Here is a 12902-nt window from a genome sequence, read left to right on the forward strand (position 1 = left end):
GGCTGGAGACAAGAATCTATTCCAATTGAGAGCCGCTAATTTAGCGGCTTTTTTATATTATTGGTACAAGTGTCCCCAGCCAAGCCAAGAACTTGTAACGATTGCCGGAATGGAGGCCTTTTGAAGCAGCTTCGCATTGTCCTCCCCTATGACTTTCTTGCCGGACTCAGGGTACCCTATTTGCTGCTTATTCAACGTTTTGGCAAAGAGACGGACTCAGATTCCCTTATTTACGAGGAAAATTCATCGTTTGGATGTTTTCGGTACGAATAACGGATCTGGAGTCCGCAAGGCAACCGAAAAGCCCCAGAATTTCAGAAATAACGTCCGCTGGGTCCGTGAAGTCCTCCGTATCGCGCGTATCGCGTTCCGTAGTAATCCGCTGCGGGTGTGTCACACGAGAGGGTTCGTTCCAAAGTTCGCCCCAACGAAGCTACGTTTTTCTATTTTTTTCAAGACGATTACTTATATTGTGCTTAAATCCGCGCCAGGACTGGAGCTTAGCTGATCTTCACTCTGCGGAAGTTGAGCTAATAACTAAAAAATTTGATTAAAGAGAGGTTTTGCGGCGTTTCCGTGCTTCCCGGATTTCATCCCGGTGGCTCCCCACAAAGGCAAAAATCAACACGCCCACATAAATTGCATAACCGGTTAAATAGCGTCCCCACTCTTCGGCGGGAACCATAAAGGTTGAACCCAAAATACCAAACAGCCAGATGAAAGACAGATTCCCCAGCATCGTCCCCCAAATAAAAGCAGAAGGCTTGACGGGAGACACCGCCGACATCAGATTGATTACATTATTTGGTACGACCGGAATGGTCCTCAGCAAAATAATCGACCAAAGTCCGTAACGCTCGATGTACTGCCGCCATTTTGCATACCTTGATGCGCGGCGTCCCCGCCATTTCCGGTCAAACCAGTCGTATAAATACCGCCGGAATGCGTAATACACAAGGACCGCTCCAACTGTTCCCGCCGCCCAGCTGACCAGCATCCCTCCAAACGTATCGAACACGGAGATATGCAGAACAACCAGCACCGCAAACGGAAATACCCCTGCAAGACTTTGCAGCAATGTCAGCGGCACCGTCACCCATAAAATCATGGGTCCGGTCAGTCCCAACAACTCCAGCAGCCGGTCGATTCCAAACCCAACCGTCTCCGTCATAGAGCCTTCTCCTCCCCTTCCGCCTCCAGCTTGCGCCTGCTGCGGAATGATTCTGCCTAATCGCTCCCAGACTCTTGACCAACATCCGTTACTTAAGTTCCCGCCGTTTCCGTCAACTCTTGCTGTTTCCTGCTTCTGTTTGAACATGCTTCGTTAGCAGATCAGCAACAAAGCAAGCAGATAAACAGCAAATAAATCCGCGCCGCAAAATCCCGCTGCGTACTGCCGCCACCGGATGCTGCCCCTTCCAGAACTGACAAAAACACCCCTGGCGGGGTGCTTCTGTTGGTACGAACATGCATCAGTCCGGTTCAAGTATTCTTTTTAGAATAGCACGGCAAAACCAACGTGTAAAATCCCATCCGCCGGCGTCTGCCACTGCTGCGTCAATCATGGGAATATTAGCTCCGGTTACGCAGCCCATGCAGCTATTTACTCGGTATTGCTGCCCGGCTACTTTAACTATGGCCGCTCAATCCGGTAGGTTGACCAAGATGCTCCAGTTACGTCGGTTCAGACCTAGCGGTCCAGCAAACAGAGTTTAGCGCTGCCAGTCCTGCAACTGCATTTTAGCCCTGCTGGTCTAACGACCAGGGTCCAGCCCTGCCGATCCAGCAACCGCTGATCAGCCCCGGCAGTGATCAGCCCCGGCAGCTCCCGCTGCCGGACTGTCCCGCACTTCGGTTCAACCGCCGGCGTTTACGGGTTGCCGCTTTCCGCCGGTGAAGCAGATGAACAATTTCGGCAGTATGCCGCATCAGCATCAGCGTGCTGCCCGCGATAAACAGGAACGTGCCCAGTTTTCCCCGGTCCAGCAGCATTGTGACGCTTCCTGCCAAATACGTCAGTCCGATCAGAACGCCGACACAAAGGCTGAACAGCTTACTGTCCAAGGCCCTCTACCCAAGCGTTAACTTGATCCGGGTGGGCTTCCACCCATGCCTTGGCGGCCTGTTCCGGATCTTGTCCTTCCTGGACACCCACCATAACTTCCGCCATGTCGTCGGGGGTCCATTCAAACCGGTCAAAGAACTGATAGATGTCCGGCTGATCTTCTTTTAGCCCTTGGCGCACCATCGTGTGAATCTGTTCTTCCCCGCCGTATACGTTCTGCGGGTCCTCCAGATACTTCAGATCCATCTTGGCGAACATCCAGTGCGGCGTCCAGCCGGTAACTACGATCGGCTGCTTGCTGTTATAGGCTTTTTGCAACTCTTGGGCCATAGCCGCGGAGGAGCTCTCCACAAGCGTGTAATCGCCCAATCCGTACGTTTCAAGCGCCTTTGATGTAGTCATCATTATGCCGGCGCCGGGCTCAATGCCGATGATTTTCCGGTCAAGCGTTTCGGCTGTCGTTTCTTGCTTCAGGTCTTCAATGGAGTTGATGTCCATGTAGGCGGGGACCGTCAGACCTGTCTTGGTGCCTTTCAGGTTAGCGCCCAGATCTTCGATTTTATCGCCGTATTTCTCAATATATGAGGCATGTGTGCTGGGCAGCCAGGCTGCCACCATTGCGTCCGCACTGCCGTCCGCTACGCCCGCAAACATGGGGCCAGCGTCGACCTGTAGCATTTCCACATCGGCTCCGAGTTTGCTCTCCAGTACTTCCTTCACGACATAGGTGCTGGCGATTTCAGAATCCCACGCCACATAAGCGAGCTTAACGCTGCCGCCCCCACCGGAAGCCCCGGCCCCGCCGTTTGAGGAACAGCCCGCCAAAACGCCGGCCAGCAGCAATCCGGACAACAGTGTGGTCCAAGTTTTCTTCATCATATAATCAGTCTCCTATCTGCGTTTGGATTTAAGGGCATTCTGTGTAAGACGGTCGAGCAAAATCGCAATAATAACAATAGCGATCCCGGCCTCGAAACCGGCCCCCGTCTTCGCCTGCGACACGGCGCGGTATACATAAGCGCCTACGCCCTGCGCGCCGATCATCGATGAGATGACGACCATCGACAAAGACAGCATGATGGTCTGATTGATCCCGGCCATAATGGTCGGCAGCGCAATCGGCAGCTGCAGCTTGACCAGCTTTTGCCCTTTAGTTGAACCGAAAGCGTCCGCCGCTTCCACCAGCTCGGCCGATACCTGACGGATGCCCAAATCGGTCATCCGGATGGTCGGCGGAATGGCGAAGATAACCGAAGCAATGACGCCAGGGACGACGCCAAGCGAAAAAAACGAGACCGCCGGCAGCAAATACACAAATGCCGGCATTGTCTGCATCAAATCGAGAACCGGCGTCACCAGATTGCGGGCCACCCGGCTCTGGGCACACAAAATGCCGATCGGCACCCCAAGCAGGACAGCAAGCAAAGACGCCGTAAGCACTAGGGCCAGCGACTGCATCGTCGGTCCCCACAGCCCCAGATTCTCGATCAGATACAGCCCGATCAAAGCAAAAACCCCAAGCTTCCATTTCCCGATCCACCAGGCCAGCGCGGCCAAAATCACAATAACCGCAAGCGACGGCAGGAAGGTCAGCGCGGTTTCGATTCCGCCCACCATACCATCAATGACGGTATGAATGAAGTCAAAAAAGGCGCCAAAATACGTCATCAGCCAGCTTTCTATACTTTCTACCGCTTTGCCGAGCGGCAGCTTAGGAATATTGTCCAAGGTCATTCCCCTCCTTCCGGCAGCGCGTTGCCCGCCAGCGCGGACAATACGGCGCCTTTGATTACGATTCCCTGCAGCCGGTCGCGTTCATCGACCACCGCTACGGGAAGATGCGTGGCGGCCATCAGCTCAAACAAATCGGTCAGCAGTGTTCCGGGAGCGACACGCGGAATCTCTTTTTGCATCACATCAGTAATCGTCCGGTTTTCCTTCAGCGCTTGAGAGGCATCCTCCGCGGTGACAACCCCCTGCAGCCGCATTTCCTTATCGGCAACATATAAGCTCGATACCCCGCTGTCCCGCATCAGCTGCAGGGCCACACGCGGGCCGCGCTCCGGCCGGACCATTTCCGGCTTGCGCATAACATGGGCAGCCGTCAGCACCTTCGACAAATCCACATCCTCCACGAATTTTTCAACATATTTGTTCGCGGGCTGGATCAGGATTTCTTCCGGGGTGCCGATTTGAACGATCACGCCGTCTTTCATTAAAGCGATCCGGTCGCCGATCCGCAGCGCTTCGTCCAGATCGTGGGTAATGAACACGATGGTTTTTTTCACCCGGCTCTGCAGCTCCAGCAGCTCCTGCTGCATGTCTTTGCGGATCAGCGGATCCAGCGCACTGAACGCTTCGTCCATCAGCAGAATATCCGGATCATTGGCCAGTCCTCTGGCCAGTCCGACCCGCTGCTGCATGCCTCCGCTAAGCTGGTCGGGACGATGATTTTCCCAGCCCGCTAGGCCTACAAGCTCGAGAGCTTCACGGGCCCGCTGCTCCCGCGTTTTTTTGTCGACACCTTGGACTTCCAGACCGTATTCGGCATTCTGCAGCACGGTACGGTGCGGGAACAATCCAAATTTCTGAAAGACCATTCCGATATTTTTCCGGCGGAAACGGCGCAGCTGCTCCGGATTCATCGCCACCACGTCTTGTCCTTTGAACAGCACATGGCCGCTCGTAGGCTCGATCAGACGGTTCAGCAGACGGACCAGCGTCGATTTGCCGCTGCCCGAAAGTCCCATGATAACAAAGATTTCGCCTTCTTCAATACTGAACTCCGCTTTGTTGACCCCTACGGTCAGCTTGAGTTCTTTGGCGATTTTTTCTTTTGACCAGCCCTGTTCCAGCAAGGGAATGGCCCGGCGCGGGTCCGGACCGAATACTTTGGTTAATTGTTTGACCTCGATAATCGGCATAACGACCTCCTTCTCCCGGCACATCTCCGGGTGGTTCACCTGTCCTAGTCTAACGCTATTGTGAAATGCGACGCAAAGCGTATAATCCGTAAAAATTAAACGTACAGTTTTTACTTTACGTACTTTACGTATAGAATACTCCTTTTTCCTCCGTATTCCGGCAGACGCTCTTCCTTTACTTCCGCTAAAGGTTGTGATTACAATACAAAATAGAGGCTTGCTATGAGCATCTTTAATCCTCAGGAGGGACAACATGAACGATTTGGAAGGGCTTGGACCCGAACAGCTGGAACGAATCAGTAAAGCCCGCGAACGCGTGATTGATTCCATTGGCAAAAACATGGATTTGTACGGAATTACGTTGTCCATCGGGCATTTATATGGATATATGTACTTCAGCCAGGGCCCCGTTACGCTGGACGAGCTTAGCAGAACAATGGGAATGAGCAAGACGTCGATGAGTACGGGCGTGCGGACACTGCTTGATTTAAAAATGATCGACAAAGTGTGGGGAAAAGGCACCCGCAAAGACCTCTTCACCGCCACTCAAGACTGGCATCAAAATTTCAGCGATTATTTTTCAATCAAATGGAGAAAAGCTGTTGAAGGCAATATGAACGCGTTGAACAAGTCGATGAACGAAATCCGCGCCATGCAAGCGGACTATGCGGACGATGAGCGGATCATGAAGCTGCTGGACAACGATGAACAGAAGATCGACGAAGCCATCAAGTACTACCGCTGGCTGCTGAAGCTGATTGAATCGCTCGAGACCGGTAAAATCTTCGATTTTATCCCAAAAGAGTAGCCCTTGTTCTGTGGAAGCTCCTTTGGATATAGAATCCGTTCCATTCCGCAAAAAAATACGGCAGGCCAAGGAAAACTTGGACCTGCCGTTTTTTTTGTGTTGTACTGCGTAATCGGCTCGTGATGCAGCATATCATCAATGACGCTTATGCGTCCGCCCGGCTTTTCAAGGCCGGATACGAGTGCCGTCAATATAACCGGTTCAGCCGGTTATTTCCGGTTTTTCAGGGCTTTTCGCGCCAGCTGTCAGCTGCGCCCAGCTTCAGCATTCCGCCGGATTACGGGGCTGGAGTAAGGGCTGGTAACGGCTCCGGCGAAGAGGATGCCGGCCCCTCCGGAGCAGGAGTCCCTGGTGTCTCCGGTGCAGGAGGGGCCGACGACTCTGGTGCTGGAGATGGCGCTACCCCCGGGGCAGGAGATGCAGATGCCTCCGGGGCAGGGGAGGCTGGTGCCTCTGGTGCAGGGGATACCGGCGCCTCTGGTGCTGGAGATGCCGACGACTCCGGTGCTGGAGTCGGCGACGCCTCTGGTGCAGGGGATGCCGATGCCTCTGCAGGTGCTGCCGACAGCTCAGCTGCCTCCACTGTTTTAACGATGATGTCATCCAAATACAGCTGATGAGGCACGTTGTTCGCCGCCGGATCGCCTTCCATCGCTTTGCCCACCAGATAATTCAGCTTCAGCGGGCTGCCGTCCCCCACGGTAAACCGGGCGGTATACGTCTGCCATGACGAACCGATATCGAATTTGGGCTGATTGGAGGCGGCGGAGGTGCCTGTAAATTCCACGGCAATCTGCCGGGGAACGGAAGACTTCGCCTTAAAGCTCAGTTCATACGTAAGGCCGCCTGTCATCGGAATACCTTCCTGAAAAAACTGATTATGCCAGGCATGACCACCGGCAGCCGCAATCGACAGCTCGGCCGCGCCGTCCAGCACGGACCAGCTTGCACTGCCGCCTTCTCCCGACCAGTTCTGCCAGCCCTGCATTCCTGCGGAGAAGGAGCCGTTCACGACCAGGTTTCCGTCCGCAGCCATCACCGGCTGACGGACCGCAGCGGTCACATAACCGTCCGCCTCTACTTCTATCGTGTACGTGCCTTCGTGAGGGAACACTGATCCGTCCAGGCGGAGCACCCCTTCCGCTAACGTAAATTGTTCCGGCTTCAGGGCGGTGCCGTTCACTTTCACCGCGCGCACAGCTTCCCGCCACTCGGCATTGTCAGCGAACATAAGCTCCAAGGGCGAACCCGCGATATTCCCGGCCGTGTCTGCCAGCAGCTCCTGCGGCTTGGCCGGAGCATTTTTTACATAAAACTTCACGTTGTCGATGCGGACTTCATGCGGTTCTTTGACTCCGCCGTCCACATTGCCCAGCAAAAATTTCAAACTCAGCGTATCGTTTGTTCCCTGCCGGAATTCAAACGCGTAATGGCCGGGTTCGCCGGTCAGCGCCACCGTTTCTTTCCATGAACTCTGGTACGAACCGTTTTCGGCGGTCGCTGTAATCGTCCGGGGGACGCTGGACATGGCATCGAACTCCACGACATAATCCACACCTTGGCTGACCTTGAGCCCGTTCTGGAACAGCATGACCGAATACGGCTGATTGCCGGTTTTTGTAATCGCAAACTTGGCGGCACCGTCTAGGATTTCCGCAGTGCTTTCCCCGCCCGCTTCATACAACAGACGCTCCCAGCCGGTCCAGCCGAAGCCGAAATCTCCGTTCAGCAACGGATAATAGACGAGACTGGGATCATAGTAAAAGCTGGTCCGCTTAAGGGTCACATTGTCCAGATAAAGCAAGCCAGCCTCTCCGGCGATCCGCAGACTGAATTTTGCCTGCCGGTCAGTGCCGTTCACGGCCAAATCGGCAAATGCCGCAGTTACCCGGCTTAAGCCTTCCGCCAGCCGTACCTGCTTCTCTGCAAGCACCGTTCCGTCGTGTGCCTGCAGCCGAATCCATGCGTCCGCCTCCCGCTGCGTCTCGGCGTCAAACGCGGCCTCGTAGTCCTGCCCGCCGATCAAAAGAATTCCCTGCTGGGAGATTTCCGCTGTGCCGCCTGTTTCCGAAGCCGTTTCGACCTTCAGCCGGCGGTCGTCAGCACTTACGGAAGCTTTGACCTCTGCGCCGTCCACTCCGTTGACATGCCAGTAGCTCATCCGGTCCGGCTCGCCGATCTGGAAGGCTCCGTTATACAGATGATTGCCGTCTCCGAGCGGCGTTTTGGGCGAATCGTGGTCGAACGGGATGCCGGAGATTTCCTCCAGCCGTACATTGCCGATCCAGACCGGATGTCCGTCGATCCCCATATTGAACTCGGCGCGGGCAGCCGGATCGGAATCCTGCTTCATTTGGAACATCATTTCATAGGTTTGGAAACCGGAGCCCAGTTCCGCCTGCAGCGTTCCGGAGTAACCGGCAAAACCGCGGTTTTCCCCTCCTGTCAAACGCACGCCGATCGAACGGGATGTATCCGTTTTGGCATCAAAAGTAAGCTTGTAGAACCGTCCTTTGGCCAAAGATACTATCGCTTGCGGCTGTACCGAATAAGGATTGGAACCGGCTTTGGCGATGCTGACTTTGGCGTAGTTTCGGCCGTCTATTGTTTCCAGCTCGGCGGAAGCTTCTGCTCCGGGATCTTTGTACAGCACCCAGTGGGCTGTATTCGGAATCCCCATGCCAGCGTCTCCATCCCGCTGTTCGGTAAAGCTGCTGTTATACACCAGGTTGCCGTCCGGAAGCGGAAGCTTCGAGCCCTCCGCATACGGCTCCGCTGCAAAAACCGGCGGGACCGGCTCGCGGTAAGGTCTGCCCGTCAGTTCGTATACCCGGACATAATCGATTTCCATCGACTTCGGGAACACCGTGTCCGGCGTTGGATTCCCGTCGAAGTTGCCGCCGACGGCCAGGTTCATCAGCAGGTGGAACTCCTGGTCAAACGGCGCGGGATAAGCGTTGTGGGCCGGCTGTCCCGCCGACAGGCTGTACCAGTCATTTTTGACCGAAAAAAGCTGTCCGTCGACGTACCAGCGGATTTCGCCGGGTTCCCATTCAATCGCGTACGTATGGAAGTCTTCAATCGTTGAGCCGCCGGGGAGTTCCGTCTCTTGTCCCGAGTAAATATTGCCCGGCCATTGGCTGCCATAGTGGATGGTTCCGGCAACGGTATGCGGCCGGCTGCCCCAGCCCTCCATAATATCGATTTCGCCTGAAGCGGCCCACACTCCGTACGTATTGTGCTCGGGCAGCATCCAGATTGCGGGCCAGTAGCCTTTACCCGTCGGCGCTTTGGCCCGGATCTCGAATTTCCCGTACCGTTTGCTGAACAATCCTTTGGTTTTGATCCGAGAGGAGGTGTATTCTTTACCGCCTACCGCCTCTTTGCGGGCGGTGATAACCAGTTTGCCGTCCTCTTCTTTTACATTCTTGGGATCGTTTGTATACCATTCCAGCTCATTATTTCCCCAGCCCGGATTGCCGATGTCGGTACCGTCTCCAAGGTCAAACGTCCATTTCGCCGGGTCGATGGTCTGGTCGTCGAATTCGTCGCTCCAAACCAGTGTCCAAGGATCGTCCGTCGGGACCGGGCTGACCGTAGGCGACGGGCTTGCCGGCGGCGTTACACCCGGGGACGGGCTTGCAGCTGGCGTCGGCGTCGCGCTCGGGGATGAGCTCGGGGATGGGCTTGGTGCCGGCGTCGGCGTCGCGCTAGGCGTAGGGCTTGCAGCTGGCGAGGCGCTTACGGCTGGCGATGGACTCACCGCAGGTGTGGCGCTCGCGGCTGGCGACGGACTCGCCGTAGGAGCGGTGTCCGGCGAAGAATCGCCGCCCCACGCCGGCGCAGACGACGAAACAGCCGCCGCCGGTATGCCCAGCGTCAAGTTTGCCGTGCTGCCTTTACTGGCCGGGGCGCCGCTGACCGTGACTAAATCCGCTTCATTGTTCAGCACTGCAATCCGGCCTGAACCGCTCAAAGCGGTTCCTTTTGCCGCAGGCTGAAGGTGCAGCGAGGAAACGGTCGTCTGCGCGCCGAGCACGATATCCGCCGGACTCTGCATCGTCAGCCGGCCGATCGTACCGGCGGCAAGCGTCAGTGCCGTCCGGACGGAAGCGCCCGCTTCGCGTACGACATCGGTGAATTGCCCGCGCAGCGAGACGGCTGCCGCCGGGGCAGCAAGCCGGACCTCCGCGAACCCTTCGCCGCTCAGCTCCGTTTCTTCCAGCGCCGCCCCGGTACGGACCGTCACTTGCTTCACCACAGTACTTCCGGTCGCATAAACGCGCACGCCGCCGCCGGGTTTGTCGACGACAACTGAAGCCAGGCCCGCATCCTTAAAGCCGATGCTGCTGCTTCCGCCGCCTGACACATACACCGTGCCGTTTACTTTGACACCGTCAAGTACCGCTTCCCCTTCACCGATCGCTTCGGTCAGGTACAGATCGCCTTCGATAACGGCGTCCTTCAGGACTGTGCCGGCCCGGCCGATGACGGCGCTCCCCTTAACGGTGCCGGGAGTCACAGTGCCGCCGGCCAGCGCCACCACAGGCAAAGCGCGGCTGGCTATGCTGACGAGCTCAGCCCGCGTAACCGGCGCTTCCGGCCGGATTGTTCCATCCGGGTAACCGCGGAGGTAACCTTTGGCCGCCAGCACGCCAATCGCTTTGGCCTCCGGCCCGTTCACTGCGCCTAAATCGCCAAATGCCGGCCCGGTTCCCGCTTCCCCGTCCAGCTTCAGCGCCTTGGACAAAGCAAGCGCAACTTCGCCGCGCGTCATCGGCCGTGAAGGCTCCAGGCGTCCATCGGAATCCAGTCCAAGGTAACCGGCAGCGATCGCAGCGGCGATATCGTCCCGGTACCAGGCGTTTGCCTGCACATCCTGAGGCAGCGTCTCCGTCCGGCCCCGGTATCCAAACAGCCGGTTGATGATCACTGCAAATTCGGCCCGGGTAATCTGCGCCTGCGGGCGGAAGCTGCCATCTGCGTAACCGGTTACAACTCCATTCGCGTTCCACTCTTTAAGCGCTTGTGCGGCCCAATGCTGTTCACCGACATCCGTAAACGCTTTCAAATTTACTCCTTCTTGTGCCGTTTTCGTGCTGGCTGCCGCTGCTCCGGCAGGCGTCACAATGGAGACCGCCAGCGCCATGGACAGCAGGCCGGAGACTAAGGTTTTCCTTCCTTTCAATTCCGTTTCCTCCCCGTAAAATGGTCATTTACGGCTGAAGTTCCGCCGCACGCAACCGGTTTCGATTTTTCATGGGACGATCCCTCGCTATCGAAATCGGTTTCGATAGTGCTATTGTTACTGAAGGCTTCATTTTCGTAAAGGAGTTTCGTAAAATTTGTTTATCTCCCGATATTTACCGCGGCAGACTTTCACCCCGAGATTCATTGACTTGCCCGTATTTCCCCGGATACACTGGTATCAAAACAAAGCCGGAAGGTGGCTTTCCCTTGCAGCTGAATATCAAGACGATTGCAGAAATGGCCGGCGTTTCCGTGTCGACCGTGTCCAAAATCCTGAATAACTATACCGACGTCTCGGAAAAAACGCGTCAACGCGTGCTGGAGATCATTGAGCAGACCGGCTACACTCCATCAAACTCCGCCAAAATACAGCCGGCCGGCAAATCCGGCCTGATCGGTGTCATCTTCGCCGGCGAGCAGAATGTCGATTTCATGCATCCATTTTTTGTTGAGGTGCTGAACTCCTTCAAAAAACAGATCGGGCTGCTCGGCTACGACCTTATCTTTTTTTCTAATGAGAAATTTATGAACGCCGGCGATTATTTCGCCCGCTGTCAGCATTTCCAGGTGGAGGGCTGCGTCATTATTAACGGAGAACGCATGGAGTCTGCCATCCGCGAGCTCGACCGGAGCGCCATCCCTTGTATCGGCGTCGATCTGGAACTGAACGGCAAACGGTCAGGGTATGTGATGTCGGATAACTTTCAGATTGCTGCCAGAGTGGTGGAGCATCTGTACCTGCTCGGGTACCGGGAGCTTGGTTTCATCGGCAGCGCGCCGGACGCCGAAATCTCCAACCTGCGAAAAGCCGGATACATCAAAGCGATTGAAGGCTTCGGCCTGCAGGTTCATGAACGCTGGTTCGTACATGGGGAGGATTTTTTTGAATCCAGCGGCTATGAGGCGATGCGTGCGATGATCCGCAGCGGTCCGCTCCCCCGCGCCGTGTTCGCCGCTTCAGACCTGCTGGCTTTGGGAGCGATCCGCGCACTCCGGGAAGAAGGCCTTAGTGTGCCGGAAGATGTGGCCATCGTTGGCTGCGATGATATTGACGCCAGCAAATATACGAATCCAACCCTGACAACCGTACGTCAAAATAAAGAACGGCTCGGACTGTTGGCCGCCCATATGCTGTACGACATCATCAACAACCAGTCGGAAGGTGCCTCTTTCGTCGTCGAACCCGTGCTGGTTGTGCGTGAGTCCTGCGGCGGCCGTGCCTAAACCGATGATGCGGACGCGGCCTGCAAATTTTTACGGGATTATACCGCGCACCTGGGTTTGTCCCCCACCGAGCACTCTGTCAGAACATGATCTACCGTTACATTGGATATCTCTACTGCCTTACACACATGTCTTGACGCTACCCGGTGATGCAGCAATCGGAGTGATTGTCTTTTATGCGCTTGAGACTCCTCTGCTGGATCATCTCCCTATGAATGTTGCAATCCGATGATTCCGCCAAAAAAGTAGCCGGACCGTACGAGGAACCTCTCCCTTCCCATCTACGGGGCGTTTTTTTATTGGCAATATCTTTATTACTCAACTTTCGCAGAGCGGAAATCAGCTAAGCTCCAGTCCTGGCGCCGATTTAACCACAATAAAGCAATCGTCTTGAAAAAATAGAAAAACAGTGCTTCATTGCGGCGAACGCACATTCGGCGGGATTTACGGTGTGATGAAGTTAGCACGCTAGACCGGGCAGTTGCCTTGGCACAACTCATAGAACGGCTGAACGAAATTACGAATCAGGTTGGGAAAAATGCTCCAACCTGATTCAAAGTCAACTCCAGCATCGGATCTCCGGTTTGCCCAGTGATCTCAAGGCGTATCTGCCGATCTCGGCCTGCGAAAA

Annotated in this window: 8 protein-coding genes; 2 read left to right on the forward strand and 6 right to left on the reverse strand. The window is 55.7% G+C overall.

Annotated features, from left to right (window positions below):
* Positions 1–550 precede the first annotated feature (550 nt).
* The 5 genes from ACE6ED_RS18325 to ACE6ED_RS18345 all read right to left on the reverse strand — a co-directional run bounded on the left by ACE6ED_RS18325 (position 551) and on the right by ACE6ED_RS18345 (position 4989).
* Complete coding sequence (locus ACE6ED_RS18325) at positions 551–1171, reverse strand: TVP38/TMEM64 family protein (RefSeq protein ID WP_410828657.1); 621 nt, start codon at positions 1169–1171, stop codon at positions 551–553.
* Positions 1172–1812: 641 nt separating this feature from the next.
* Entirely contained in the window at positions 1813–2064 is a 252-nt protein-coding gene (locus ACE6ED_RS18330) for a YrhK family protein (RefSeq protein WP_410828658.1), read from the reverse strand.
* A complete protein-coding gene (locus ACE6ED_RS18335; protein WP_410828659.1) occupies positions 2054–2944 on the reverse strand; it encodes a glycine betaine ABC transporter substrate-binding protein in 891 nt (296 codons plus the stop codon). The genes ACE6ED_RS18330 and ACE6ED_RS18335 overlap by 11 nt, the downstream gene beginning before the upstream one ends.
* A 12-nt stretch (positions 2945–2956) precedes the next feature.
* Positions 2957–3733: an ABC transporter permease gene (locus ACE6ED_RS18340; RefSeq protein ID WP_410828672.1), complete on the reverse strand. Its 777-nt coding sequence runs from the start codon at positions 3731–3733 to the stop codon at positions 2957–2959.
* A 62-nt stretch (positions 3734–3795) separates the two neighbouring features.
* Complete coding sequence (locus ACE6ED_RS18345) at positions 3796–4989, reverse strand: quaternary amine ABC transporter ATP-binding protein (protein ID WP_410828660.1); 1194 nt, start codon at positions 4987–4989, stop codon at positions 3796–3798.
* Between the two features lie 253 nt (positions 4990–5242).
* On the opposite strand from ACE6ED_RS18345, the gene ACE6ED_RS18350 reads away from it, so the two are divergent.
* Complete coding sequence (locus ACE6ED_RS18350) at positions 5243–5797, forward strand: GbsR/MarR family transcriptional regulator (protein ID WP_410828661.1); 555 nt, start codon at positions 5243–5245, stop codon at positions 5795–5797.
* Positions 5798–6074: 277 nt separating this feature from the next.
* Here ACE6ED_RS18350 and ACE6ED_RS18355 read toward each other — a convergent pair whose 3' ends face one another.
* A complete protein-coding gene (locus ACE6ED_RS18355) occupies positions 6075–10985 on the reverse strand; it encodes a carbohydrate binding domain-containing protein (RefSeq protein WP_410828662.1) in 4911 nt (1636 codons plus the stop codon).
* 275 nt (positions 10986–11260) lie between these two features.
* Between ACE6ED_RS18355 and ACE6ED_RS18360 the strand changes: the two genes are divergently transcribed.
* Entirely contained in the window at positions 11261–12271 is a 1011-nt protein-coding gene (locus ACE6ED_RS18360; protein WP_410828673.1) for a LacI family DNA-binding transcriptional regulator, read from the forward strand.
* The last annotated feature ends 631 nt before the right edge of the window (positions 12272–12902 follow it).

Source organism: Paenibacillus nanchangensis, from assembly GCF_046543445.1.
Lineage (GTDB): Bacteria > Bacillota > Bacilli > Paenibacillales > Paenibacillaceae > Paenibacillus_AQ > Paenibacillus_AQ nanchangensis.

Excerpts from the sequence above, each read along its gene's own strand:
- ACE6ED_RS18335 (WP_410828659.1), bottom strand. The coding sequence starts at position 2,944 with ATGATGAAGAAAACTTGGACCACACTGTTGTCCGGATTGCTGCTGGCC.
- ACE6ED_RS18350 (WP_410828661.1), top strand. The coding sequence starts at position 5,243 with ATGAACGATTTGGAAGGGCTTGGACCCGAACAGCTGGAACGAATCAGT.
- ACE6ED_RS18325 (WP_410828657.1), bottom strand. The coding sequence starts at position 1,171 with ATGACGGAGACGGTTGGGTTTGGAATCGACCGGCTGCTGGAGTTGTTG.
- ACE6ED_RS18340 (WP_410828672.1), bottom strand. The coding sequence starts at position 3,733 with ATGACGTATTTTGGCGCCTTTTTTGACTTCATTCATACCGTCATTGAT.
- ACE6ED_RS18345 (WP_410828660.1), bottom strand. The coding sequence starts at position 4,989 with ATGCCGATTATCGAGGTCAAACAATTAACCAAAGTATTCGGTCCGGAC.